Origin of the sequence: Nitratireductor rhodophyticola (assembly GCF_019891355.1) — a bacterium.
Classification (GTDB): Bacteria; Pseudomonadota; Alphaproteobacteria; order Rhizobiales; family Rhizobiaceae; genus Nitratireductor; species Nitratireductor rhodophyticola.
Genome location: NZ_JAHSSF010000002.1, coordinates 425,484 through 450,126, shown reverse-complemented (window position 1 = coordinate 450,126; position 24,643 = coordinate 425,484). Strand labels below are relative to the sequence as shown.

Genomic DNA, 24,643 nt, shown 5'->3' with positions numbered 1-24,643 from the left:
GCTGTTCTTAGAGATAGTGCAGGCCCAGCCTGTGCCCTTCCACCTCCCGCACCTGCACCACCGTGTCGTAGATGTCCTGCAACACTGCTTCCTGCATCAGGTCACCCGCCCCGCCCTGCAGCATCACGCGTCCATCACGCATCGCCACCACATGATTGGCATAGATGGAGGCGAAGTTGATGTCGTGGATCACCACGGTAATGGATCGACCAAGGTCGTCGGCGGTACGCCGCAGGAGCTTCATCATCGCCGCTGCATGTTTCATGTCGAGGCTGTTGAGCGGTTCGTCGAGCAGCACATATTTCGTGTCCTGCGCCAGCACCATGGCGACAAAGGCGCGCTGACGCTGACCGCCCGATAATTCGTCCAGGAACCGGCTCCGCAGATCGTCGAGCCCGAGATAGGAGATCGCCTCGTTGATGTGCCGCTCGTCCTCGACGGTCGGGCGGCCACCCGAGTGCGGAAACCGGCCGAACGCGACCAGTTCACTCACCGTCAGCCGCATGCCGACCTGGTTGTTCTGCTTCAGGATCGCCAGCCGCTTTGCAAGCACGGCACCCGGCGTTTCCTGCACGTCGAGCCCGTCGACCAGCACCCGGCCCGATGTTGGCGGGATCAGCCGCGCCACCATCGACAGAAGCGTCGACTTGCCCGCACCGTTCGGGCCCACGATCGCGGTTATGCCGCTCTCCGGCAGGGCGAGATTGACGTCGTCGACAACCGTTGCGTCATCATAGCGCTTGGTGAGATTCTGGATTTCGATCATCGTTTCAAATTCCGGTAAAGCAGCAGCATGAAGGCCAGGCCGCCGGTAAATTCAATGATGACACTGAGCGCGGTGTCGAAGCCGAACACGCGCTCCATTATTGTCTGGCCACCGACCAGCGCTATGATCGCGACCAGCGTCGCAGCCGGCAGCGTGTATTTATGCCGGTCCGTGCCCACCGCCTGATAGGCAAGACTGGCCACCAGCAGGCCGAAGAACGTGACGGGGCCGACGAGAGCGGTCGATACGGAAACCAGAACCGCGATCACGGCAAAGAGCATCATGACCACACGACGATAGTCGATGCCGAGATTGATCGCGGCATCGCGTCCCAGCATCAGAACATCCAGCTTTGCCAGCAGCCGGCGGCTCACCCAAGCCGTAACCAGCACAATCACCGTCGAGACCGCCAGCAACTGCCGGTCGATCGCATTGAAACTGGCAAACAGCATGTCCTGCAGGGCGACGAACTCATTGGGATCGAGAATGCGCTGCATCATGTGCGAGAGACTGCGGAAGAAGACGCCGAACACCAGCCCTGCAAGCACCACAAGATGCAGGCTGCGCTGGCGACTGAGAAACAGCCAGTGGAAGAGCGCCATCGACATGGCCACCATGAGCACCGCCTCCAGCACGAAGCGCAGACGGATATCGACATTCGCCAGGTCCCGCGTGCCGAGAAAGAAGACCAGCGCGGTCTGTAGCGCCACATAGAGGGAATCGAACCCCATCACCGCAGGGGTCAGAATCCTGTTCTGTGTGACGGTCTGGAACAGCACGGTCGCGGTCGCCACCGCATAGGCGACCAGAACGAGACCAAGCAGCTTTCCACCACGAAAGGGCAGCACGAAATCCCAGTTGCCTCTCGCGCCCACGGTCATGAAGGCCGCCATCGCCACGATTGCGCCAAGGGCGAGAACGGCCAGCGCCAGGCGCGGTCTTTGCCATGAAGCCTGCCTAGCCAAAGCGCGCCCGCCGCCGAAGGAGGAGATAGAGGAAGATGCCGGAACCGAAGACACCCGCCACCGTGCCGACCGGAATCTCATAGGGGAAACGCAACACACGCCCGACAATATCGCAGGCGAGCAGAAAACCCGCACCCGAAAGCGCCACCCACGGGAGGGCGCGCCGCAGATTGTCGCCCACGGTCAGGCTGACGACATTGGCAACAATAAGCCCCAGAAAGGGCACCGTGCCAGCCGTCACCACCGCCGAAGCCGAGACCATGGACACGATAACCAGACCGAAGGCGAGAATGCGCCCGTAGTTCAGGCCAAGATTGCGGGTGAAACTCTGACCGAGCCCGGCCACCGTGAAGCGATCCGCCGCCAGATAGGACAGCACGGCCAGACCGCCTGCGACCCACAGCAACTCGTAGCGTCCCCGCAGAACACCGGAAAAGTCACCGTTGATCCATGTGGCGAGCGACTGAAGCAGATCATAGCGATAGGCGAAGAAGGTTGTTACCGCGTTGATCACGCCCCCGAACATCAGCCCGAGGAGCGGCACAATCAGGCTGGAGCCGGCTGGAATTTTCGAGACAAGACGGAGGAACATGAAGGTCGCTGCGAGGGCGAAACCCGAGGCGACGACCATCTTGTAGAAAATGGGCAGGCCCGGCGCGAGCAGTGCCACCACCAGCAGGCCAAGGCTTGCCGCTTCCACCATGCCGGTGGTTGTCGGCTCCACGAAGCGGTTGCGGAACAGCATCTGCATGATGAGCGCAGCAACCCCCATGGACATGCCCGAGAGCACCAGTGCGAGCGTGCGGGGTATGCGGCTGACAAGGAGAAGCTGAATGGCCTGCGCGCTGCCATCGCCGCTTATGAGATCGCCCAGCGGCATGTCGGCCACGCCGATGAGAAGGCTGATGACAGCCAGAACAGCAACGCACCCGACCGCCAGCACCAGGCCGGCGACGGGGCGAAAACGGACGGACATGCTGGCGGCGGCTTGCATGGCCCTGTCAGTCGACCGCGTTCATTGCCTTGGTGATCGCGTCGACTTCCGCCTGGAGGGCAGTCATGCCGCCGCCGACCAGATACCAGCGGACCGCGTCGGCATAGTAGATATTGCCTTCCCTGGCGGCCGTGGTGGCGGCGACGAGTTCGTTGTCGAGGGTCTGTCTGGCCGACTGGCCATCGCTGCCAACAGCCGAATCGCGGTCGACGACAAAGAGCCAGTCCGGGTTGGTCTTGAGGATGAACTCGAAGGAAACAGCCTCGCCGTGAGTGGCCGCCTCGACATCCTCGACGGCAGGCAGCACGCCAAGATCGTCATGCAACCAGCCGAACCGCGAGCCGGGACCGTAGGCCGATACCTTGCCGCCATTTGTCAGAATGATGAGGCCCTTGCCGGCATCCTTTGCGGTCTCGCGCAGCGCTGCAACGGATTTGTCGAGCTTTTCGATCAGTGCATCCGCAGCGTCTTCTTTGTCGAAGATCACACCCAGCTTGCGCGCATTCTCTTCGGCACCTTTCAGGAAATTGTCGGGATCAATGGTCAGGTCGATTGTTGGCGCGATCTTCGAGAGCGCCTCATACTGCGCTGCGGATCGAGCCGCCACGATGATGAGGTCAGGCCCTGCCGCATTCACCGCCTCGAAATCGGGCTCGAAAAGCGAACCGATCTTCGCGTAGTCGCCCCCCTCATATCTCGAGAGATAGGCCGGGATCAAAGCACTTGGAACGCCCGCAACCTCGACACCCAGCGCATCAAGGGTGTCCAGCGTGGCAAGATCGAATGTCAGCACCTTTTTTGGCGTGTCCGGCAAAACGGTTTCGCCCTGTGCATGTTTGACGGTGATCTCCCCGGCATTGGCATAACCCGGCAGGAACGCCGCAAGCGCGATGGCGGAAGCCAGGAAACGCCCGGCGAGTGAGTTGAATTTCGAGATCATCGACATGCTCCAAATGTCTGGGAGGATGAAAGGAGAAGCCTGCCGACCCATGATCCGGCCAGCCGACAACGCCCTTGTCAGCATGTCGGTTAGCAAATATGATTGTGTTATTCAACTTATCTGTATGGACAATCTGCCACACAGTTTCAGCATTCACTTTTCTCGGAGACATTTCTCATGCTGCAATCCAAAGCCGTCGTGATCACGGAGCACGCTTCGAAATATCTGCAGCAGCTTTGCAAGCATTTCGCCCACAAGGTCAGCGTCGATTACGACGCCGCGCAGGGCAAGGTGGATTTCCCGTTCGGTGACTGTATCATGCGTGCGGATGAAGCAGCGCTTACCATCGAGTGCAGCGCCAAAACGGACGAGGAGCTCGCCCGTGCTCAACACGTGATCGACGATCACCTCACACGCTTCGCCTGGCGCGAAAAGCCGGAGATTGCCTGGCAGGCGTGAGCGACAATCCGAATTTGACAGAAAACAGAAAGGCGGCGGAACGCGAGCATTGAATTCCGCCGCCTTTCGTTACTCGGCTGCCTGAGGCAGCGCGAGTTGTTCATTGTCCTGGACCGCAATACCGGCACCGGCCCCCTGCTCTGCGCCCGGCCGCCGGACGCGGTAGAAGGCGGCATAAAGCGCCGGCACGAACAGGATCGTCAGCACCGTCGCGGCGGTCAGACCGCCCATGATGGCAAAGGCCATCGGCCCCCAGAACACATTGCTTGAGAGCGGCACCATGGCGAGGATGGCGGCAAGCGCCGTCAGAACCACGGGCCGTGTGCGGCGCACCGTCGCCTCGATGATCGCGGTCCATTCGGGCAACCCGTCTTCAAGATCCGCCTTGATCTGATCGACCAGAATCACCGTATTGCGCATGATCATGCCGGCAAGCGCGATCAGCCCGAGCAGAGCCACGAAGCCGAAGGGCTGGTTGAAGATCAACAGCCCGAACGCCGCGCCGATGAGACCGAGCGGGGCGGTGGCAAAAACCAGGGCGAGCCGCGAGAAGCTCTGGAGCTGGATCATCAGTATGGTGAGCATGGCCAGCACCATGATCGGGAACACATCGAACAGGGCAGCGTTCGCCTTGGCGCTTTCCTCGATGGCGCCCCCCATTTCGATGCGGTAGCCCACCGGCAGGTCCTCGATCAGCGGCTGAAGGGTCGGCCATATCTGTGAGGAAACATCCGGCGGCTGCACGCCGGCTGGAACGTCGGCGCGCACCGTGATCAGCATGTCGCGGTTCTGCCGCCACAGGATCGGTTCTTCATGGCCATAGACCACCCTCGCCACCTGCGACAGCGGCACCGGCGCGCCGCCGCGCGTGGCGATTGTCAGGTCGCCCAGATGCTCGATGTCGAGCCTTTCGCTCTCCACTGCGCGCGCCACAACATCCACCTGTTCGATGCCATCGCGGACCGAAGTCACCGTCAGGCCTGAAAGCAGGGTCTGCAGCGTGCGCCCGATATCCTGCGGCGTCAGGCCGAGAGCCCGCGCACGGTCCTGATCGACCTCAAGCCGGATGGACTTCGCCTGTTCGTTCCAGTCCAGATTGGGATCAAGCGCATTGGGATTCTGCGCCATCACATCGCGCACCTCGTAGGCGATGCGGCGTACCTCCAGCGGGTCCGGGCCAATGACACGGAACTGAACTGGGAAGCCCACGGGCGGGCCGAACACCAGTTCCGTGACGCGCACCCGGGCTTCGGGCAGACCGCCGTCGGCGATGTAGGTCTGCAGCCGCTCCTTGACCCGGTCGCGCGCTGCCGCGTCCTCCGTGTACATCACGATGATCGCGTAGTTCGGCTTCGGCAGTTCCGGGTTGGAAGCGAGGAACCAGCGTGGGGCTCCCGCGCCCGTGTAGGTGGAGTAGGTCAGCACCTCTTCGTCAGCCGCAACCACCTCTTCCATTGCCCGGGCCGAAGCCTCGGTGGCCTTGATCGGCGCGCCTTCCGGCAGGCGGATTTCCACCATCAGTTCGGGGCGGGGCGAGGTCGGGAAGAACTGCTGCTGGACAAATCCGAAAGACCAGATCGAGATGGCGAAGAGCCCGATCACCGCAGCGATGACCACCCAGCGCCATGACACACACCAGTCGACGATCCGGCGCAGCGCGTTGTAGAGGCGCGTGTCGTAGATATCGTGATGATCGCCCCCCTCTGCCACGGCAGCGCCGTGCTTGTGAAAATCGGGCAGGAGCTTGACGCCGATATAGGGCGTGAAGATCACCGCCACGAACCACGACGCCACCAGCGCAATGCCGACCACCCAGAAAATGCCGCCGGCATATTCGCCCGCTGTCGACTGCGCAAAGCCGACCGGCAGGAAGCCCGCCGCCGTCACCAGTGTTCCCGTGAGCATGGGAAAGGCCGTAGAGGTCCAGGCGAAGGTCGCCGCTTTCAGCCGGTCATAGCCCTGCTCCATCTTCACCACCATCATCTCGACGGCGATGATCGCATCGTCCACCATAAGACCAAGCGCGATGATGAGCGCACCGAGCGTGATGCGTTCCAGGCTCATGCCCAGAATGTCGAGCACGATCATCACGATGGCCAGCACCAGCGGCACCGCCAGCGCCACCACGATGCCCGTGCGCCAGCCAAGCGACAGGAAGCTCACCGCCAGCACCACGGCCAGCGCTTCCAGAAACACCTTGATGAACTCGCCGACGGAGTCCTGCACGACTTCCGGCTGGTTGGCGATCATGTCGAGTTCCAGACCGACCGGAAGATCGGCCTTGATCCCGTCCATTGCCTGATCGAGATTTTCGCCCAGGGTGAGAATGTTCGCGCCTTCGGCCATGACCACGCCAATGGCGAGCGCCTGCTGTCCCTCATGGCGTGCGGTGAAGGTCGGCGGGTCTTCATAGCCGCGACGGACATCGGCGATATCGCCAAGACGGAACACGGTGCCGTTTACGGCAACAGGCACAGAAGCCACGGCTTCCACGCCCTTCAGCGCTCCTTCCACGCGCAGGAACACCCGGTCGGATGCCGTCTCGATCTCGCCCGAAGGTGTCACCGCATTCTGTGCCGCGATGGAATTGAAGATCACCTGCGGGTCGATGCCCAGAGTGGCAAGCTTGGAATGGGAGAACTCGACAAAGATGCGCTCGTCCTGAGCGCCGTAAAAACGCACCTTCTCCACATCCGGCACCCGCAGAAGCCGCTGGCGGATGTCTTCCGCCGCGTCCTTCAGATCGCGCATCGTCGCGCCGTCGCCGGTCAGCATGTAGAGCGCACTGTCCACATCGCCGAATTCGTCATTGAAGAAGGGGCCGATCACGCCCTGCGGCAGGGAGGCGCGGATGTCGCCGACACGCTTGCGGATCTGATACCAGATGTCGGCCACCTCACCTGGCGGTGTCGTGTCCTCAAGCTGCACCTGCATGAAGGTGGAGCCCGGTTTGGAATAGGTGCGCACCTTGTCGAAATAGGGCACTTCCTGCAGCGTCTTCTCGATCGGGTCGGCGACCTGTCGCTGCACCTCCTCGGCCGTGGCGCCCGGCCAGATGGCATTCACCACCATCACCTTGATCGTAAAGCTCGGATCCTCCGCACGACCGAGCCGCGCATAGGAATAGGCTCCGCCCAGCGAAAGAACGATGATCAGAAACAGGACGAGCGTCTGGTGAGTGACGGCCCACTGCGAAAGGTTGAAACGCTGCATGATGGCCTCCGGTCAGTCAGCGCTGGCAGACTGGATTTCGGCGAGCCGGACGCGTTCACCATCCTGCAGTTTCTGGACACCGAGCGTGACGATCCTGTCGCCATCTTCAAGGCCCTCCGCGATAATCGCGTTGCGCGACTGATAGGCCTCGACGACGACCGGCCGGCGTTTGAGTTCGTTCGAGGGGGGATCGACTACGAACACGACCGGGCCCCGGCCATCGTCGAGAACCGCCGTCATCGGTATGCGCGCGACCGGTGACGGATCTCCTTTGGTAAGTGAAACGGTGGCGGTCATGCCGAGCCGGACATTCGCATCCGCCCGCGGCACGGAGAAGCGCACCGGATAGGTCCTGCTCGTGCCGTTGGCCTCCGGCGCGATCTCGCGCACCTTCGCGGCGTAAAGCCCGTCGCCGGCCCACAGCGAAACCTCCGCGGTGGAGCCTTCCAGATCGGTAAGACGGCTTTCGGGGATCGAAACCTCGACCTCCTTTTCATCCAGCCGCGCCACGCTCACCACCATCTGACCAGGCGAAACCACCTGGCCCGCCTCCACACCCACGGCACTCACCACGCCGTCGGCGGATGCCGTGAGTTCGGCATAGCCCATCTGGTTTTCGGCAAGGGCGACCGCGCGCTCGGCCTGCTCGAAGCGCGAGCGCGTTTCGTCGACGGCCAGCGCCTGTGCATCGAGCGCTGCCTCAGTCACGTGCCCGCGCTTGAACAGCGTGCGCGCCCGCTCGAGATCAGTCTCGGCCTTGGCGAGGCTTGCCCGCGCTGCCGTAAGTGCTGCCCGCTGCTGCTCAAGCTGCAGGTTGAGATCGACCGGGTCGAGCCGCGCGAGAACCTCTCCGGCCTTGACCGCGTCCCCCACATCCACACGGCGTTCAGCCACCTTGCCACCGACACGAAACGCCTCAGCCACTTCGGTGCGCGGCACGATGGTGCCCGTATAAGTGCGCGTCTCCGCAAGCGGGGAAAGCCGCACCGTCGCCACCCGCACGACAGGATCGGGACGCTCGGCCACCTCCTCTTCCTGGCAGGCGGCCAGTGAAAGCGCCATCGCGCCCAGAAGAACAATCCGTTTCGGTGTCGTCAGCGGCATGAGCCCCTACCTTATAAACGTTGTTAACTGATGATTCTCAATATTTATCACTATTTGAGCGCGCGCATTCCAATGCCGCCACAGCTTTGGGCGCATCAGCCTATGCCCGCTTGCCCAGTGCCTTCAGAATAAAGCGCAACTGCTCGCGCAGACCCTGCTCGGTGTCCTCGCCGTGCTGTATGCAATGTTCGATCAACAGGGGGTGGAAAAACGGCACAAACGCCGTTTTGACGCAGCGCGCCGCCTCTGCCGGATCATCGACATCGAAATCGCCCGCCTCGACACCCTCGCGGATGATGCCTTCCATGATCGTCGTCATGCGCTCGATATGCGCCTTGATGATCGACCAGTTTTCCTGCATCGCAACCGCAACCATCTCGTGGGTGCGCTTTTCCTTGATCAGCGTCGCCTTGTTGTGCTCGTGGATCGACGTCAGAAGCCGCGACAGCTTCTCAGGCGCCGGCGCGTTGGTCCGCGCGATGGAAAAGGCGATCGCCGCCACTTCCTCGACGATCCGCCCGCAGATGCACTCGTTGATCGCCCCTTTTGAAGGGAAGAATCGGTAGACATTGGCCGGACTCATACCCACTTCCGCCGCAATATCGGCAACGGAAGTCTTCTGATAGCCAATGCTGCGGAAGAAATTCTCAGCCACTTCCAGAATGCGGCTGCGGGTTTCCTCCGGATCGGTGCGGGTGCGCGTAATCTGTTTCATCATCCTATTCCTGATGATTTTCAATAATCGTCAGAATTCAGGAAGTCAACAGCTATTCGCCCCGCAAGGCCATGGCGTCCGGCCTATCGCGCATCCTCGAGGATCATCGACGCCGCCTTTTCCGCGATCATCAGCGTCGGCGAGTTGGTGTTGCCGGAAACGATTGTGGGCATCACCGACGCATCGGCGATGCGCAGGCCATCGAGCCCACGCATTCTAAGCCGCGGATCGACAACCGCTCCCTCATCCGCCCCCATCCGGCATGTGCCGACGGGGTGGAAGATCGTCGTGCCGATCTGGCCAGCTGCCTCAACCAGTTCTTCCTCGCTCTGGTAATCCGGTCCCGGCTTGAACTCTTCGGGCCTGTAGCGCTGCAGGGCCGGCTGGGCGACGATGCGGCGCGTGAGCCGGATTGCATCGGCGGCCACCTGCCTGTCACCCTCGGTGGAGAGATAGTTGGGCCGAATGGCCGGCTGTTTCCGGAAATCCTTCGAGGTCAGATGCACCGAACCCCGGCTCTCGGGCCTGAGATTACACACGCTTGCCGTGAAGGCCGGGAAGGGATGAACCGGATCGCCGAACCTGTCGAGCGAGAGCGGCTGCACGTGATATTGCAGATTGGCCGTTTCACGCGTTTCGTCCGAGCGCGTGAAAAGGCCAAGCTGGCTTGGCGCCATCGACATGGGCCCCGAGCGTTTCAGAAGATATTCCAGCGCAATCGCCGCCTTGCCGGTCAGCCGGCTAGCCTGTTCGTTGAGCGTGCGGATGCCCGAAACCTTGTAGGCGCAGCGCAGCTGCAGGTGGTCCTGCAGGTTTTCGCCCACCGAATTCTGCTCGAAGACCACGGGAATGCCGGCTGCCTGCAACACCTCCCCGCGCCCGATGCCCGACAGTTCGAGAATGTGCGGCGAGCCGACTGCGCCCGCCGACAGAACGATTTCGGCCCGGCAATGCGCCTCGCGCGCCCCCCCATTCTGCTCAAAGGCGACGCCCGTGACGCGCCCCTCTTCCACAATCAGCCGGCGCACATGCGCGCCCGTCTCAACCCGCAGGTTCTGCCGGTGCCGCACAGGCTTCAGGAAGGCTTTGGAGGCGTTCCAGCGTATGCCGCTGCGCTGGTTCACCCGGAAATAGGACGAGCCCTCATTATCTCCCCGGTTGAAATCGTCGACCTTCGGGATGCCGAGCGATTCGGCCGCATCCTGAAACGCATCCAGAATGTCCCAGCGCACGCGCGCCTCTTCCACGCGCCACTCGCCGCCGGCGCCATGCATGTCGTCGGCGCCCCGGTAGTAGTCTTCGGGCTTCTTGAAGAAGGGCAGCACATCGTCCCAGGCCCAGCCCGTGCAGCCCATCTGCCGCCAGCGGTCGTAATCGCGCGCCTGCCCGCGCATGTAGATCATGCCATTGATGGAGGAGCAGCCGCCCAGCACCTTGCCGCGCGGATAGGCGAGCGAGCGCCCGCCCAGCCCAGCCTCGCTTTCGGTGGTAAAGCACCAGTCGGTGCGCGGGTTGGAGATGCAGTAGAGATAGCCGACCGGGATATGCACCCAGGCGTAATTGTCCTTACCGCCCGCCTCCAGAAGCAGCACCGAAACCTTCGGGTCGGCAGACAGGCGGTTGGCCAGAAGGCAACCCGCCGTCCCCGCGCCGACGACGATATAGTCGAATGTCTCCGTCATGGCGGTCAGCGCACGTCGCCCTCCCCGCGCGAAAACCGCGCGAGGATTTCGCCCACGATACCGCGACGGAACAGAAGCACGCAGATCATGAAGATCGCGCCGGTGATCACCGTCACCGGAAACTCCGACGTGGCAAGATAGTTCTGCAGCGTGACGACCAGTCCCGCACCGACAATCGGCCCCAGCATCGTGCCGATGCCACCAAGCAGTGTCATCAGGATCACCTCGCCCGACATCTGCCAGGTCACATCTGTCAGCGTTGCAAACTGGAACACCAGCGCCTTCATCGCACCCGCGAGCCCCGCCAGTGTTGCCGACATGACGAAGGCGGCAAGCTTATAGCGGGCCACGCTGTAGCCGAGCGAGATTGCGCGATTCTCGTTCTCGCGGATCGATTTCAGGATCATGCCGAAAGGCGAATGCACGATGCGCCAGACGGCAAAGACGCCGATCAGGAAGCCGCCCAGCACGAAGAAATACATGTTGAGCGGCACGCTCAAATCGATGAAGCCGAAGAGATGCCCGCGCGGCACGCCCTGAATGCCGTCCTCGCCCTTGGTGAAGGGGGCTTGCACGCAGAAAAAATAGAACATCTGCGCCAGCGCCAGCGTGATCATGGCAAAGTAGATGCCCTGCCGGCGGATGGCGAAAAAGCCGATGATCAGCCCCAGCACCGCCGCGCCGAACACGCCGAGAAGCACGCCGAATTCCGGTGTCCAGCCCCATTCCTTCACCGCGTGAGCGGTAAAATAGGCCGCGCCGCCAAAGAAGGCCGCATGGCCGAAGGAAAGCAGGCCCGTATAGCCAAGCAGCAGGTTGAACGCCGCCGCAAAGAGCGCAAAGCACAGCATCTTCATCAGGAAGACGGGATAGAGGAAGAACGGTGCAGCGATCAGCGCCGCAATGCCCAGCCCCACGAGAAGCCATTCGGTGCGGGCACGGGTCTGCCGGTCGATGCCGGTACTGGTCAGTTCAGCCATGTCACGCATCCTTCCCGAACAGTCCGGCCGGTCGCACCAGAAGCACGATCGCCATGATCACGAAGATCACGATGTTGGACGCTTCCGGGTAAAACACCTTGGTCAGCCCTTCGGCGAGACCGAGCATATAGCCGGTCACGATGGCGCCGAGGATGGACCCCATGCCGCCCACCACCACCACGGCAAACACCACGATGATGAGGTTCGACCCCATCAGCGGGCTCACCTGATAGACGGGCGCGGCCATGATGCCGGCAAGACCGGCAAGTGCCGAGCCAATGCCATAGGTCAGCGTCAGAAGCAGCGGAACGTTGACGCCGAAGGCCTGCACAAGGGTCGGGTTTTCCGTCGCCGCGCGCAGATAGGCGCCAAGCTTGGTCTTTTCGATCAGAAGCCATGTGCCGATGCAGATGATGAGCGACGCCACCACCACCCAGCCGCGATAATTCGGCAGGAACATAAAGCCAAGATTGGTGCCGCCGGAAAGCTGCGGCGGCGGCATATAGGATTGTCCCGAAACGCCATAGAAATAGCGGAACGCGCCTTCCAGCACGAGCGCCAGCCCGAAGGTGAAGAGCAGGCCGTAGAGCGGGTCCACATTGTAAAGCCGGGACAGGGCGACCTTCTCGATCGCCATGCCGCTCAGCCCCACCAGCAGGGGCACGAGGATCAGCGCCGGCCAATAGCCGATGCCCAGATGCGCCAAAAGCAGATAGCCGATGAAGGCGCCCAGCATGTATTGCGCGCCATGGGCGAAATTGATCACCCGCAAAAGGCCGAAGATGATGGCGAGCCCGAGGCTCAGCATCGCGTAGAACGAGCCATTGATGAGACCGACCAGCAATTGGCCGAGAAAGGCCTGGATCGGGATTCCGAAGATCATGGTCATGTCATCAAACTCCAATCACCTCGTGCAATTCCTCCATGCGCTGTTCCAGCTCAGCTGCCGGGAAGCTCGCCGTTATCTGGCCGTGCTCCATCAGGTAGAAACGGTCGGCAACGCGGCTTGCAAATCGGAAATTCTGCTCAACCAGCAGGATCGTCATGCCGCGCGCCTTGAGCGTTGCCAGCACCTCGCCGATGCGCTCCACGATCACCGGTGCGAGGCCTTCGGTCGGTTCATCGAGCAGAAGGAGCTTCACGCCGGTGCGCAGCATGCGGGCGATTGCAAGCATCTGCTGTTCGCCGCCGGAGAGCTTTGTGCCCTGGCTGTTGCGCCGCTCTTTCAGATTGGGGAACAGCTCGAAGATTTCGTCAATGCTCATGCCGCCATCGGAAACTACGGGCGGGAGAAGCAGGTTTTCGTCCACCGAGAGCGTGGCGAAGATGCCGCGCTCCTCGGGCACGAAGCCGAGCCCGGCATGCGCCGTGCGATGCAGCGGCGTGTGGATCAGATCCTGCCCCGCAAAGTCGATCGTGCCCTTGCGCTTGCGGATGATGCCCATGATCGCGCGCAGGGTTGTCGTCTTGCCGACGCCATTGCGGCCGAGCAGCGTGACCGTTTCGCCCTCCGCCACATCGAGGTTCACACCGTGCAGTGCGTGGCTCTCGCCATACCAGGCATGCAGATCGCGGACGGAAAGAAGCGGCTTTTTGCCGTGCTCACTCGTCATAGGCCGTCCCCATATAGGCCACCTTCACCTGCTCGTCCTGGCTCACGGTCGCGTAATCGCCGGCGGCGATGATTTCGCCACGCTGGAGAACCGTGATCCAGTCACAGAGATCGGCGACCACCTTGAGATTGTGCTCGACCATGAGAACCGCGCGATCCTTCGCCACATCGCGGATGATGTCGGCGACGGTCTCAACGTCTTCATGGCCCATGCCGGCCATCGGTTCATCGAGCAGCAGCACTTTCGGATCGAGCGCCAGCGTGGTGGCAATCTCCAACACACGCTTGCGGCCATAGGAGAGATCGCCGGCCATCCTGTGGCGTTCGTTCTGAAGCCCGACCGTCTCCAACAATTGTTCCGCGCGCGGGGTCAAGAGGTCGAGGCTGCCGAGCGAGCGCCAGAACTGATAGCCGAGCCCGCCCGGACGCTGCAGCGCGACGCGCACATTGTCGAGCACGCTCAGATGCGGAAAGATCGCCGAGATCTGGAACGACCGCACCAGCCCCATCCGCGCCACCTTCGCCGGCGGCGTGCTGGTGATGTCGCGCCCCATGAACTCAATGCGCCCGGCACTGGGCGCCAGAAACTTGGTCAGAAGATTGAAAACGGTCGTCTTGCCGGCCCCGTTCGGACCGATCAGCGCGTGAATCTTCGCATGGTGCACGTCGAGATCGACATTCTTGACGGCAACGAACCCGGCAAAATCGCGCCGCAGACCGCGGGCGGAAAGCACCACCCGCGGCTCTGCATCATTGGCGGCGCCGGAAACCGGCGCATCTGTCATGACAGCCTCCGTCACTGGCTAACCAGGGAGCAGCCGCTTTCAGACGGTTTGATATAGGCTTCCTCACCCGGAATGGTGGCAAGGACGTTGTAGTAGTCCCACGGTTCCTTGCTGTCGGCGGGCTTCTTCACTTCCATCAGATACATGTCGTTCAAGAGACGCCCATTGGCACCCACCGTCGCGTCACGCGCGAAGAGGTCGTTGACCTTCATCTCGTGCAGCTTTGCAGCGACAGCTTCCGTTTCGTCCGTACCGGCTTCCTTGATGGCTTTGAGGTACTGCATCACGGCAGAATAGGTACCAGCCTGGATCATGTTGGGCATACGCTCGGTGCGTTCGTAATAACGGCGGGCGAACTCACGCGATTCATCGTCGCGATCCCAGTAGAAGCCTTCCGTCAGCGTCAGCCCCTGCGCGGCTTCAAGGCCAAGACCATGAACCTCGGCCAGCGTAAACAGAAGCGCTGCCAGGCGCTGCCCGCCAGCCACGATGCCGAATTCGGCGGCCTGCTTGATCGCGTTTGCCGTGTCGAGACCGGCATTGGCCAGGCCGATCACCTTCGCGCCCGAGGCCTGCGCCTGAAGCAGGAAGGACGAGAAGTCGGTGGTGGCGAGCGGATGACGCACTGCGCCCAGGATTTCACCGCCCTTGGATTTTGCGAAATTGCCAGTCTGCTCTTCAAGCGAATAGCCGAACGCATAATCCGCTGTCAGGAAGAACCAGGTGTCGCCGCCCTGCTCCACCAGCGCACCGCCGGTGCCGACCGCGAGAGCATGCGTGTCATAGGCCCAGTGGAAACCGTAGGGCGAGCACTGTGCGCCGGTCAGTTCCGTGGTCGCCGCGCCGGTGACCATGTTGATCTTCTTCTTCTCTTTCGAGATGCCCTGCACGGCCAGAGCCACCGACGAGGTGGTCAGTTCCATGATCGCATCCACCTGTTCGGTATCATACCACTGGCGGGCGATATTGGCGGCAATGTCGGGCTTGTTCTGGTGGTCGGCGGTGATGACCTCGACGGGCTTGTCGAGAACCGTGCCGCCGAAATCTTCGACCGCCATCAGCGCGGCCTCATAGGACCATTTTCCGCCGAAATCGGCATAGACGCCCGACTGGTCGTTCAGGATGCCGATCTTCACCTTTTCATCGGAAACCTGGGCCATGGCCGGAATGGCGGTGGCCGTCATCAGGGCCATGGATGCAAGCGCAAGTAACTTCATAATCGATCTCTCCTCCCAAAACGGTGATCCGCAAGCCGGTGCTGCGCGCCCGGCGGCGGTTATCCTGAACCGCAGGGCGTGCTCGTGCTCCTCCGCACATCTCCCTGCAGGAAATCGGCATGGCAATTATGGGGGCTGGAGCCGGTGCGAACCGGGCCTCCCTTCCCTCATGCACGACCATGCCTATAGTCATAGCATTGACCTTTCCGTACACAACTCATTATTTTTGCACAAATACGGTGCAAAAACGTACAGAGCGATGCGACCATTTTCCTGGGACGACCTGCAATACTTCCTCGCCGTCGCGCGAACGGGGCAGCTTTCGGCAGCGGCGCGCAAGCTGAGAACCAATCACGCCACGGTTTCGCGCCGCATCGACAGGCTGGAGCAGGCGCTGGGAACACGGCTCTTCGAACGCAACCCGCGCGGCTATCTTCTGACGGCGGCCGGCGAAAAAATGGTGGACCGGGCCGAAGTGATCGAGCGCGAAGCCGCTCACGTGCAGAGCGAACTCGCAGGTGACGCCACCTCGGTGAGCGGTGTCGTGCGCATCAGCACACTGGAAGGGTTCGGCAATTTCTTCCTGGCCGACCGCCTGCCCGATCTCGCCCGTTCCCTGCCTAGCCTGTCTATCGAGCTTCTCATCATCCAGCAGATCGTCTCACTGTCACGCCGCGAGGCGGATATGTCGGTGACCCTGTCCACCAACCGGGCGGGCTCACATCACTATGAAAAGATCACCATGTATCGGCTGTTTCTTTATGGAACCCGCGAGTATCTGGAAAAACACCCTCCGGTGCGCCGCAAATCCGATTTGGCGTCCCATCGCATCATCGGCTACATCGAAGACATGATCTTTACGCCGGGCCTCGATTACCATCGGGAGATCCTGCCGGGTGCCCGCGCATTTTACCAGAGCTCCAGCATTCATGCGCAGCTTGCCGCCACGCGAAAGGGGCTGGGGCTGTGTGTGATGCCGAACTTCATGGCACGCCACTACCCCGATCTTGTTCCGGTCATACCAAAAGAGATTCATCTCGAACGCTACTACTGGTGCATCGCCCATCAGGACGTCGCGCACACACCGCGCATTCGGATGCTGACGGACTTCATCAAGACCGAAGCGGAGGCCGCGAAGGACGATTTTCACGGGCAGAATCTTTTGACGTAAAAACACGTCGTTTTCCGGAAAACGAAAGCGTTTTACCTCAAATTCCGGAATTTCCGGGACTTTTCGGCAATTTTGTCGCAAGCTGAATTGTCACATGGCCACGCAGTCTTCTTTCGATGAGACTGCACCCTGAAATGGAGAGGCCGCGATGAAGAACGCCCAGTATACACCCACCGACAACCCGATGCTGACGGGGACCCTTGGCCGCTGCCCGCAATGCCAGCAGGGTCACATCTTCAAGGGCTATCTCCAGCTCGCGGAAAGCTGCGAGGTCTGCGGGCTCGACTACTCCTTCGCCGATCCGGCCGACGGTCCGGCCTTCTTCGCCATGACCATAGCCGCCGTTCCCGCGCTCGCCTTCGGGGTGTGGTTCCAGATGGCATTCGAACTGCCGCTTTGGGTCCACGTTTTCACGACCGTGCCATTGACGATCCTGAGCTGCATGGCGCTTTTACGCCCGCTCAAGGGCTGGCTCGTCTGCTCGCAATATTTTCACAAGGCCGAGGAAGGCTCCATCGACCACGCCTGGCACAGCGAGGCGGCGGCCAAGAAGGCCGATCAGGCCTAGATCGCAATGCGTCCATCCGGACGCACAAAGGACGATCTAGGTAGTCTATAGTTGGAGCATCGGAATAATCCGAAAACCGGATTCCACTTTTCGGTCCGATGCTCTAGACCATCAAGTTCTCCGCCATCATTTCCTGAAGCGCGTCATAGGCGGCGAGCACCGTTTGGGTCTGCGCTTCATGGGCGAGCCGGAAGGCTTCGCCATAGACCGTCTCGTCCGGATATTCGGTGATGAGCGTCATCGGCGCGTCGTGGCGGTCGACTTCCGTGATGGTGATCGGAAAGCCGTTCAACACCTCGAACTGAAGCGCGCCGGCGTGGATTTCATAAAGCCGGATCTGCGCTTCATTAAAGGCGACGAGGCCCGGAACCTTTGCAAGTTTAGCCGTCACCTTTTCGATGAGACGGCGCGTGCGCTCGGCCCAGCCGGGCTTGTGACGGGCGACCAGGAAAAAGCCCTTCGGCACGGTCCACATCTCGAATCCGCGCGGAATGTAGCCCGTCAGCGGCCGTGTCCATTCATGCGAGGGGTAGCCGTGCAGATTGACGTGGAGCACGGCCTTGGTGCGTGAATAGGCTTCGCGGCGAATGGCTTTTTCATAAAGCGGTTCAGCCTCACGATATTCCAGATCGTCGCCGAGCGCGGTGTAACGGGCGGCGTGGTGCATATGGTGCGGCTGGCTCTGGCACAGCGCATAATGCAGCGCATAACCGTCCGGGTTTTCCAGCGGCGAAACCGTGAAATGCGCGCCCTCGCGCTCAGAAAGCAGCGAAGCACCGCGCAGGGCGCCGGCAACGCCGGAGATCTCGTTGGGATGCTGCCCGCCGCTCAGCATGATCGGGTGGTCGGTTCCGCGCACATAGCGCGCCAGGACAGCGCGACCGGAACGCGATGAAACCTCGAACGCCTCGCCGCCGATCTCTTCAAGCGTCTCGTTGACCATCGAGACGGAGAACGGCCCCTCTGCCTCGTGCAGCGGCTGCGCCGGCCAAAAGGCGGGTTCGGTAGTGAGCGGCCGGGTTTCGACCTTGACGGTGATCGCGCCTTCGCCTGCCGCGATCACCGGAATGATCTGACCGGGCTGGAGCCCGCGCGAACCGAGCGGACGGCCGGATTTCTTCTGGAAGAGTTCAAGCAGCGAGAAATAGAGATCCTCGTGCAGCGCTTCATGCAGGCTGATCGCTTCCTCGCCGACCGGGAGGCGTGTGTCTGCGCCGGGCATGGACACGGCAATGTGCAGCGCGTCGAAAAAGGGTTCGCTGTCACCCCAGGGATGCGCATCGATAGCCTGAACCGTTTCGTGGAACAGGTGCTCGAAATCGGTTTCCACCGCCTCGTCGACGCTGCGGCCATCCGGGTGACGCAGGCGCAGCCAGCCACAGGGCGAGAGAAGCTTTTCGCCAATGTGATCTTCGGCCAGCCGGTTGGGCGCGAAGACCGCATGGCGCGAGACAGCGCCGTCCGCCGCCGTGATCTCGACGCCATATTCAAGCGCGCCGCCGGCCTCGGCGGGGGTGAAGGCTATCTCCGCCTCGCCCACCATGCCGGCAAGCGGATAGGCCTCCAGAAGGAAACGCTGCCCGGGCGCGGCAAGGCTCACCGGATAGGTGACGGCGATGCGCGCTGCACCGGCTGCCGCATCCTCGGTGAAGAAATGAACCAGCGGCTTGTAGGCGCTGTGCAGCCGGGCGGTGACTCCCGCTGCCGCAAAGCGCTTTTCGGCGGCGCGGCGCGCCGCCTCATCCTCGAAAAGCCAGGCCTCCAGCTCGCCACCGCGCCATGCCTCAATGGCGTATTCGGCAACCAGACGGTCGAGCGTGCGGTCAAAGGTCTTTTCGAAGATCGCGGTCATGTTTCTGTGCGTCCCGTTGGATCGAGGAGATCGCGCAGCCAGTCGCCAAGCAGGTTCAGGCCGAGCACGGTGAAGAGAATGGCAAGTCCCGGAAAGACGCTGACCCACCATGCGTTTTGCAGATAGGTGCGGCCATCGGCCAGCATGCCGCCCCAGCTCGGGATGGTCGGATCGACGCCGAGGCCGAGGAAGGTGAGCGAGCTTTCCAGAAGTATGTTGGTGGCGACGTTGAGCGTCATCAGAACGATGACCGGGCCGGCGAGGTTCGGCAGAAGGTGCTGGAACAGGATCTTGAAATCCGGCACGCCGATGGCCTTGGCCGCATGGATGAACTCACGGTCATTGAGCGACAGGACGGAGCCGCGCACAAGGCGGGCATACTGAACCCATTGCGACACGATGAGCAGGATGATCGTGTTGGTGATGCCGCCGCCCACAATGGCGATGAAGGTGATGGCAAGCAGGATGAAGGGAAGCGCGAGCTGCACGTCGGCAAAGCGCATGACGAGCATGTCCCAGAAGCCGCGATAATAGCCCGAGATCAACCCCATGACCACGCCGACCACCACAGCGCCGGCAACGGAGGTGAAGCCGACCAGAAGCGAAATCTTGCCGCCAGTTATCACACGCGCCAGCACATCGCGGCCGAGCGGATCGGTGCCCAGAATGTGCGCCCAGTCGGTGAACGGTTTTGTGAGACGTGCCGTCAGATTGATCTGCTCGCCGCCATCGGGGAAGAGCAGGGGTGAAAGCAGGACCAGAAGCGTCATCGTTCCGGCAAGTAGAATGCCCAGAATGAACTCGATGTTCTTGAAGTGACGCAAACGCGAAACAGCCTGTGCCATGATTGCGTCCTTTCCTATCGGTTGCGGATGCGCGGATCGACCAGCCCATAGGCGATGTCGACCAAAAGGTTGACGCCGATGATGAGCAGCGAAAGCACGGTGATGACCGCCTGCAGGACCGGATAGTCACGTCCCGCCACCGCATCGAAGGCGAGCGTGCCGAGGCCCGGCCAGTTGAACACGCGCTCGATGACGACAATGCCGCCCAGAAGGCCGCCGAACTGGAGGCCGAAATAGGTGATCAGCGGAATGGCGCAGTTTCTGAGCGCATGCTTGTAGAGCACCTTGCTCTCGCTCAGGCCCTTGGCGCGGGCGACCTGGATGTACTGCGAGCGCAGCGTCTCGAGCATGGCCGTGCGCACCAGGCGCACATTGGTGGCGGTGAGAATGACCCCCATGGTGACCGCCGGCATGATGAAGCTGGCAAACCCGCTCATGCCTGATGGCGGCAGCCATTGCAGCATGATCGAGAACACCAGAACGAGCATGATGGCGAGCCAGAAATTCGGGAAGGAAAGCCCGACCAGAGACAGGATGCGGATCACCTGATCAGCGGTCTTGCCCTTGTTGACCGCCGCGTGAATGCCGAGCGGAATGGAAATCGCGATGGAGACCAGCATGGAGGAGAAGGCAAGTGCCAGCGTGGCCGGCAAAGCCTTGGAAATGAGCAGGGAGACCGAGGTTCCACCAAGGAAGCTGCGGCCGAAATCGCCGACGAAAAGCCCTTTGATGAAGTCCCAGTACTGGGCGATGAACGGCTCGTTGAGGCCTAGCGCCTGACGGATGTTCGCCAGGTCCTCTTCCGTGACACTGCCCGCGCCCTGGGAGAGCATGAGCGCCGGATCACCGGTCAGCCGGATGGCGAACGACACCGTGAGGGTGACGACGAAAACGACGAACACCGCCTGCAGGATGCGTTTGAGAAGAAAACTGGCCACCAGAGCCTCCGGAAGAGATTTCGTGCACGCCGCAAAGTCTTTACGGATCGCGCAATGTTCGCGGGTTCGGGGGCGGCACAAGCCGCCCCCGACATCTATGTCCTGGGAGGACTATTCGACTTCAACCTCGTTGAGGCGCATGCGGCTGTCCGGCGGCGCGATGAAGTTTTTCACCCGCTTGTTGACGCCATAGAGCGCATTGAGGTTGTAGAGCGGCATCTCGAGAGCGCGGTCGGCTGCATAGGCTGCGATTTCCTGCAGCACCTTCTCACGCGCGTCGACGTCGATCATCGGGCGCTGCGATTCCAGAAGCGCATCGAGCTCCTTGTCGCTGTCATACGGGTTCCAGCGCTCGCCCGTGTGGTACATCAGGTAGGCGGTGTTGTCGTAGTCGAGCGTCCAACCGCCCCAGCTCTGCTGGAACATTTCGCCGGTCTTGCCCTGCGGGATGATGTCGTTGAGCAGGACATTGGTCTCGTACGGCTTGATGGTGGCGTTGAGGCCGACCATCTGCAGATAGCTGGCGACCGCCTGGGTGACTTCACCGAAGGTGGCATCATTGCCGCGAATGTCGATCTGGACCGGTGCGCCGGCAGCAACGCCGGCTTCCTTCAGAAGCTCCTTGGCCTTTGCCTGATCGAAGGGCAGCGGCTCCATCTCCGGGTCGTAGCCGAAGGACAGTTCCGACTGGAAGGATGCGATCTGCTTGGCCTGACCGCCGAGAACGGCGTCGATGATGGCCTTGCGATCCACGGCCATGATCATGGCCTTGCGCACGCGCTCATCGGCGGTGATGCCGTTGCCGGTGTTGAAGCGCAGGGCATAGACCGTCGGGCTGGTGACGGAGCGGATTTCGAGCTTCTCATCCGCCTCGATGGTGGGAACCATGGAGATCGGGATGGTCGGCGGGATGACGATGTCGACACGGCCGGCCTGCAGCTCGGCAACGGCAGTGGCCGGCTCCGAGATGAAGCGATACTCGACGGCGTCGAGCTTCGGTGCACCGCCCCAGTGATCGGCGAAGGCTTCAAGCTTCACGCCGACCTTCGGCTCGTAGGAGGTCATCTTGAACGGGCCGGTGCCAACGGGATTTGCGTTGACGAAATCTTCCTCGTTTTCGGTGACGTATTTCGGCGGCACGATCATCGCGCCATAGCCGGCGAGCTTGGTGATCAGCACCGGATCGGGCTGGGTCAGAACCAGATCCACCGTGAAATCGTCAACGATCTCGACCTTTTCGATGACGGCATAGTTGGAGCGCTGCGGGCCCTTCTTGCCTTCTTCGCCAAGCAGGCGGTCGAAGGTGAATTTCACGGCCTCGGCGTTGAAATCCTCGCCATTGTGGAACTTGACGCCTTCACGCAGCTTGAAACGGATGCGCTTGCCCTCATCGAGCACTTCCCACTCGGTGGCAAGGCCGGGGACGATCTTCGTATCGGGACCGCGATAGACCAGACCATCATAGATGTTGGTGGCGACGGACGACCAGTTCACCAGGAAGGTGTCGATCGGATCCCAGCTGCCCGGATCCTGCGGGGAAGAGATGGTGAGCGTGCCTGCGGCCTGCGCCGGCATGACGCCGAACGGCAGAGCCGCCAGCACGGCGGCGAGTAATGCGCCGCGTGTATTGCCCAGTTTCATGGATAAGTCCTCCGTTTCTTTTGCGTTTGTGTTCCAGTGATCAGCCCGTGGCGCTCTGCGCGACCAAATGGTCGGGCGCGATCTCCACCAGAGGCTGAATTTCGGGCTCGTCGCCGACCCTGCGGACAGGGCTCGGGATTTCGCCTTCAAGCATGGGCCGGTCGGGCCGCTTTGTCGGGTCGGCGATGGGAACCGCCGAGAGCAGTTTCTTCGTGTAGGGATGCGTGGCGCGCTCGAACACTGCCTCGCGCGAACCCGCCTCCACGATCTGCCCCAGATAGAGCACGGCGACGCGGTGGCTGACCTTCTCGACCACCGCCATGTCGTGGCTGATGAAGAGGTAGGACAGGCCTTCGTCGGCCTGTAGTTCCATCAGCAGATTGATGATCTGCGCCTGCACCGACACGTCGAGCGCGGACAGCGCCTCATCGGCGATGATGAGCTTGGGCCGCGAGGCGAGCGCGCGGGCGATGCAGATGCGCTGGCGTTGACCACCGGAGAATTCATGCGGGTAACGGCGCGCATGCTCGGCCTTGAGGCCGACGCGCTCAAGCAGTTCATCCACGCGCTTCTGCCGCGCGGCGGCACCTTCGATCAGGCCATGTGTGACGATGGGCTCGGCGATGGAGAAGCCGACCGTGCGGCGGGGATCGAGTGAGGCGAACGGGTCCTGAAAGACGTATTGCACCTTTTGGCGCAGGCTGTGGCGTTCCGCCGACGACATGGCGGAAATCGCCTTGCCCTCAAAGAAGATTTCGCCGCCGGTCGCTTCCTGAAGCTGCTGGATGGTGCGGCCGATGGTGGACTTGCCGGAGCCGGATTCACCGACCAGCGAAAGGGTTTCGCCCGGCCAGATGTCGAGGCTGACCTTTTCCACCGCGTGAACGCGATGGGTGACGCCGCCGAAGAAGCCCTTCTTGATGTCGAAACGGGTTTCGAGGTTTTTGAGGCTCAGGATCGGGGACCTATCGTAGCGCGCGGTGTCCTGCAGATGTTCCTCGCCCACAAGGCGGGGCGTTTCGCCATCCATGACGGCAACCGGCAGGCGCTTGGGATATTTTTCGCCGGCCATGGAGCCGAGGGTGGGAACGGCGGACAGAAGGGTCTGCGTGTAGGCATGCTTTGGGCTGGCGAAAACCTGTTCCACCGGGCCTTCCTCAACCTTCTTGCCGCGCCACATGACGACCACATCGTCGGCCACCTCGGCCACCACGCCCATGTCATGCGTGATGAAGATGACGGCCATGCCAAGCTTTTCCTGCAGGTCGCGGATGATGGACAGGATCTGCGCCTGAATGGTGACGTCGAGTGCGGTGGTGGGCTCGTCCGCGATCAGGAGTTTGGGCTTGCAGGCAAGCGCCATGGCGATCATCACGCGCTGGCGCATGCCGCCGGATAATTGATGGGGATAGCGCGACAGGAGCGCGCGGGCATCCGGCAGGCGCACCATCTCCAGAAGGTCGCCGGCCTGACGCAGCGCCTCTTTCTTCGAGACGCCTTCGTGCAGCATCAGCACTTCGGCGATCTGGTCGCCGATGGTGAAGACCGGGTTGAGCGAGGTCATCGGCTCCTGGAAGATCATGGCGATGTCCTTGCCACGAACCTTGCGCATGGTTTCGACCGGCGCTTTCGCCAGATCGACCGGACCATTGCCGCCATTAAACAGGATCTCGCCCTTGGCGATGGTACCGTTCATGTGGTCGATCAGCCGCATGATGGAGAGCGAGGTGACCGATTTGCCGGAACCGGATTCGCCCACAATGGCCAGCGTGCGGCCCGGCGCGACCTGGAAGCTCAGATCGTCGACAACACGGTTCGAGCCGAAGGCAACCGCCAGCGAACGAATGTCCAGTAACGTGTCGTGTCCAAGCTGCGGCATAGATACTCCCATCTGAAGGACAGGCCGAAATGTCCCATTGAACCCGGCTACATCTGGCCCTAGTCTTTAGACCAGTCCGGTGGCAGACGCATGATTTCCGCGCTTTCCTGAGCGACCCTCCCGGCAAAAGAAAACATTTCCAGACATTTTGTCAATAAATTATCATTGAAGAGACACGAAATCCGCATGGCATCTGCCGGATACGGCTTTCGCCAACCACGGGTTCGCCGGAAGCGATTGTCGCGGGGCGGCTTGACAGTTTCGTTTCGCCAGCTAGGCTTGAGCCATAATAAGATTTTGGCATCTGGGCCTCGCCG

21 protein-coding genes are annotated in these 24,643 nt (G+C 61.7%); 3 read left to right on the top strand and 18 right to left on the bottom strand.

Annotation, left to right across the window (positions count from 1 at the left end; translation table 11 throughout):
• Nucleotides 1–7 precede the first annotated feature (7 nt).
• The 4 genes from KUG85_RS07855 to KUG85_RS07840 all read right to left on the bottom strand — a co-directional run bounded on the left by KUG85_RS07855 (nt 8) and on the right by KUG85_RS07840 (nt 3,665).
• Nucleotides 8–766 (bottom strand): iron ABC transporter ATP-binding protein, encoded by a 759-nt coding sequence (locus KUG85_RS07855; protein WP_223004776.1) that lies wholly within the window; start codon nt 764–766, stop codon nt 8–10.
• A complete protein-coding gene (locus KUG85_RS07850) occupies nt 763–1,659 on the bottom strand; it encodes an iron chelate uptake ABC transporter family permease subunit (RefSeq protein WP_255606371.1) in 897 nt (298 codons plus the stop codon). Before KUG85_RS07850 ends, KUG85_RS07855 begins: the two co-directional genes overlap by 4 nt.
• 64 nt (nt 1,660–1,723) lie before the next feature.
• Nucleotides 1,724–2,707, bottom strand: coding sequence for an ABC transporter permease (locus KUG85_RS07845; protein WP_040664623.1), 984 nt, complete (start codon nt 2,705–2,707; stop codon nt 1,724–1,726).
• A gap of 25 nt (nt 2,708–2,732) precedes the next feature.
• Nucleotides 2,733–3,665: a siderophore ABC transporter substrate-binding protein gene (locus KUG85_RS07840; protein ID WP_223004774.1), complete on the bottom strand. Its 933-nt coding sequence runs from the start codon at nt 3,663–3,665 to the stop codon at nt 2,733–2,735.
• A gap of 177 nt (nt 3,666–3,842) precedes the next feature.
• Between KUG85_RS07840 and KUG85_RS07835 the strand changes: the two genes are divergently transcribed.
• Nucleotides 3,843–4,124, top strand: a complete 282-nt coding sequence (locus KUG85_RS07835) for a DUF2218 domain-containing protein (RefSeq protein ID WP_223004773.1) — start codon at nt 3,843–3,845, stop codon at nt 4,122–4,124.
• Nucleotides 4,125–4,193: 69 nt separating this feature from the next.
• Here the strand turns inward: KUG85_RS07835 and KUG85_RS07830 are convergent, their stop codons facing one another.
• From KUG85_RS07830 to KUG85_RS07790, 9 genes are all read right to left on the bottom strand, one after another.
• Complete coding sequence (locus KUG85_RS07830) at nt 4,194–7,337, bottom strand: efflux RND transporter permease subunit (RefSeq protein ID WP_223004772.1); 3,144 nt, start codon at nt 7,335–7,337, stop codon at nt 4,194–4,196.
• Nucleotides 7,338–7,349: 12 nt separating this feature from the next.
• Complete coding sequence (locus KUG85_RS07825; RefSeq protein WP_065816473.1) at nt 7,350–8,441, bottom strand: efflux RND transporter periplasmic adaptor subunit; 1,092 nt, start codon at nt 8,439–8,441, stop codon at nt 7,350–7,352.
• Nucleotides 8,442–8,541: 100 nt separating this feature from the next.
• Complete coding sequence (locus tag KUG85_RS07820; protein ID WP_065816570.1) at nt 8,542–9,156, bottom strand: TetR family transcriptional regulator; 615 nt, start codon at nt 9,154–9,156, stop codon at nt 8,542–8,544.
• 83 nt (nt 9,157–9,239) lie between these two features.
• Entirely contained in the window at nt 9,240–10,838 is a 1,599-nt protein-coding gene (locus KUG85_RS07815; RefSeq protein WP_223004771.1) for a GMC family oxidoreductase, read from the bottom strand.
• Between the two features lie 5 nt (nt 10,839–10,843).
• Complete coding sequence (locus tag KUG85_RS07810; protein ID WP_374730055.1) at nt 10,844–11,827, bottom strand: branched-chain amino acid ABC transporter permease; 984 nt, start codon at nt 11,825–11,827, stop codon at nt 10,844–10,846.
• Nucleotides 11,820–12,707, bottom strand: coding sequence for a branched-chain amino acid ABC transporter permease (locus KUG85_RS07805; RefSeq protein WP_065816571.1), 888 nt, complete (start codon nt 12,705–12,707; stop codon nt 11,820–11,822). The genes KUG85_RS07810 and KUG85_RS07805 overlap by 8 nt, the downstream gene beginning before the upstream one ends.
• Before the next feature lie 4 nt (nt 12,708–12,711).
• Nucleotides 12,712–13,431, bottom strand: a complete 720-nt coding sequence (locus tag KUG85_RS07800) for an ABC transporter ATP-binding protein (protein ID WP_223004770.1) — start codon at nt 13,429–13,431, stop codon at nt 12,712–12,714.
• Nucleotides 13,421–14,215 (bottom strand): ABC transporter ATP-binding protein, encoded by a 795-nt coding sequence (locus tag KUG85_RS07795; RefSeq protein WP_223004769.1) that lies wholly within the window; start codon nt 14,213–14,215, stop codon nt 13,421–13,423. The genes KUG85_RS07800 and KUG85_RS07795 overlap by 11 nt, the downstream gene beginning before the upstream one ends.
• A gap of 11 nt (nt 14,216–14,226) precedes the next feature.
• Nucleotides 14,227–15,432, bottom strand: a complete 1,206-nt coding sequence (locus KUG85_RS07790) for an ABC transporter substrate-binding protein (RefSeq protein ID WP_065816478.1) — start codon at nt 15,430–15,432, stop codon at nt 14,227–14,229.
• Between the two features lie 259 nt (nt 15,433–15,691).
• Between KUG85_RS07790 and KUG85_RS07785 the strand changes: the two genes are divergently transcribed.
• Both KUG85_RS07785 and KUG85_RS07780 read left to right on the top strand, forming a co-directional pair.
• Nucleotides 15,692–16,603 carry a LysR family transcriptional regulator gene (locus tag KUG85_RS07785; RefSeq protein ID WP_223004768.1) on the top strand — a complete coding sequence of 304 codons (912 nt, stop codon included), beginning with the start codon at nt 15,692–15,694 and terminating at the stop codon, nt 16,601–16,603.
• A 148-nt stretch (nt 16,604–16,751) separates the two neighbouring features.
• Nucleotides 16,752–17,171, top strand: a complete 420-nt coding sequence (locus tag KUG85_RS07780) for a DUF983 domain-containing protein (RefSeq protein ID WP_223004767.1) — start codon at nt 16,752–16,754, stop codon at nt 17,169–17,171.
• A gap of 103 nt (nt 17,172–17,274) precedes the next feature.
• Here the strand turns inward: KUG85_RS07780 and KUG85_RS07775 are convergent, their stop codons facing one another.
• The 5 genes from KUG85_RS07775 to KUG85_RS07755 all read right to left on the bottom strand — a co-directional run bounded on the left by KUG85_RS07775 (nt 17,275) and on the right by KUG85_RS07755 (nt 24,326).
• Nucleotides 17,275–19,023, bottom strand: a complete 1,749-nt coding sequence (locus KUG85_RS07775; RefSeq protein WP_223004766.1) for a M14 family metallopeptidase — start codon at nt 19,021–19,023, stop codon at nt 17,275–17,277.
• Nucleotides 19,020–19,868, bottom strand: a complete 849-nt coding sequence (locus tag KUG85_RS07770) for an ABC transporter permease (RefSeq protein WP_065816482.1) — start codon at nt 19,866–19,868, stop codon at nt 19,020–19,022. The genes KUG85_RS07775 and KUG85_RS07770 overlap by 4 nt, the downstream gene beginning before the upstream one ends.
• Nucleotides 19,869–19,882: 14 nt before the next feature.
• The gene (locus tag KUG85_RS07765) at nt 19,883–20,806 is read right to left on the bottom strand and encodes an ABC transporter permease (protein WP_065816572.1); all 924 of its coding nucleotides are present in this window, start codon (nt 20,804–20,806) and stop codon (nt 19,883–19,885) included.
• 111 nt (nt 20,807–20,917) lie between these two features.
• Complete coding sequence (locus KUG85_RS07760; RefSeq protein WP_065816483.1) at nt 20,918–22,447, bottom strand: ABC transporter substrate-binding protein; 1,530 nt, start codon at nt 22,445–22,447, stop codon at nt 20,918–20,920.
• Between the two features lie 40 nt (nt 22,448–22,487).
• Nucleotides 22,488–24,326 (bottom strand): ABC transporter ATP-binding protein, encoded by a 1,839-nt coding sequence (locus tag KUG85_RS07755; protein ID WP_223004765.1) that lies wholly within the window; start codon nt 24,324–24,326, stop codon nt 22,488–22,490.
• Nucleotides 24,327–24,643: the final 317 nt, after the last annotated feature.

Excerpts from the sequence above, each read along its gene's own strand:
- KUG85_RS07855 (WP_223004776.1), bottom strand. The coding sequence starts at position 766 with ATGATCGAAATCCAGAATCTCACCAAGCGCTATGATGACGCAACGGTT.
- KUG85_RS07850 (WP_255606371.1), bottom strand. The coding sequence starts at position 1,659 with ATGGCGGCCTTCATGACCGTGGGCGCGAGAGGCAACTGGGATTTCGTG.
- KUG85_RS07845 (WP_040664623.1), bottom strand. The coding sequence starts at position 2,707 with ATGTCCGTCCGTTTTCGCCCCGTCGCCGGCCTGGTGCTGGCGGTCGGG.
- KUG85_RS07840 (WP_223004774.1), bottom strand. The coding sequence starts at position 3,665 with ATGATCTCGAAATTCAACTCACTCGCCGGGCGTTTCCTGGCTTCCGCC.
- KUG85_RS07835 (WP_223004773.1), top strand. The coding sequence starts at position 3,843 with ATGCTGCAATCCAAAGCCGTCGTGATCACGGAGCACGCTTCGAAATAT.
- KUG85_RS07830 (WP_223004772.1), bottom strand. The coding sequence starts at position 7,337 with ATGCAGCGTTTCAACCTTTCGCAGTGGGCCGTCACTCACCAGACGCTC.
- KUG85_RS07825 (WP_065816473.1), bottom strand. The coding sequence starts at position 8,441 with ATGCCGCTGACGACACCGAAACGGATTGTTCTTCTGGGCGCGATGGCG.
- KUG85_RS07820 (WP_065816570.1), bottom strand. The coding sequence starts at position 9,156 with ATGAAACAGATTACGCGCACCCGCACCGATCCGGAGGAAACCCGCAGC.
- KUG85_RS07815 (WP_223004771.1), bottom strand. The coding sequence starts at position 10,838 with ATGACGGAGACATTCGACTATATCGTCGTCGGCGCGGGGACGGCGGGT.
- KUG85_RS07810 (WP_374730055.1), bottom strand. The coding sequence starts at position 11,827 with ATGCGTGACATGGCTGAACTGACCAGTACCGGCATCGACCGGCAGACC.
- KUG85_RS07805 (WP_065816571.1), bottom strand. The coding sequence starts at position 12,707 with ATGACCATGATCTTCGGAATCCCGATCCAGGCCTTTCTCGGCCAATTG.
- KUG85_RS07800 (WP_223004770.1), bottom strand. The coding sequence starts at position 13,431 with ATGACGAGTGAGCACGGCAAAAAGCCGCTTCTTTCCGTCCGCGATCTG.
- KUG85_RS07795 (WP_223004769.1), bottom strand. The coding sequence starts at position 14,215 with ATGACAGATGCGCCGGTTTCCGGCGCCGCCAATGATGCAGAGCCGCGG.
- KUG85_RS07790 (WP_065816478.1), bottom strand. The coding sequence starts at position 15,432 with ATGAAGTTACTTGCGCTTGCATCCATGGCCCTGATGACGGCCACCGCC.
- KUG85_RS07785 (WP_223004768.1), top strand. The coding sequence starts at position 15,692 with ATGCGACCATTTTCCTGGGACGACCTGCAATACTTCCTCGCCGTCGCG.
- KUG85_RS07780 (WP_223004767.1), top strand. The coding sequence starts at position 16,752 with ATGAAGAACGCCCAGTATACACCCACCGACAACCCGATGCTGACGGGG.
- KUG85_RS07775 (WP_223004766.1), bottom strand. The coding sequence starts at position 19,023 with ATGACCGCGATCTTCGAAAAGACCTTTGACCGCACGCTCGACCGTCTG.
- KUG85_RS07770 (WP_065816482.1), bottom strand. The coding sequence starts at position 19,868 with ATGGCACAGGCTGTTTCGCGTTTGCGTCACTTCAAGAACATCGAGTTC.
- KUG85_RS07760 (WP_065816483.1), bottom strand. The coding sequence starts at position 22,447 with ATGAAACTGGGCAATACACGCGGCGCATTACTCGCCGCCGTGCTGGCG.
- KUG85_RS07755 (WP_223004765.1), bottom strand. The coding sequence starts at position 24,326 with ATGCCGCAGCTTGGACACGACACGTTACTGGACATTCGTTCGCTGGCG.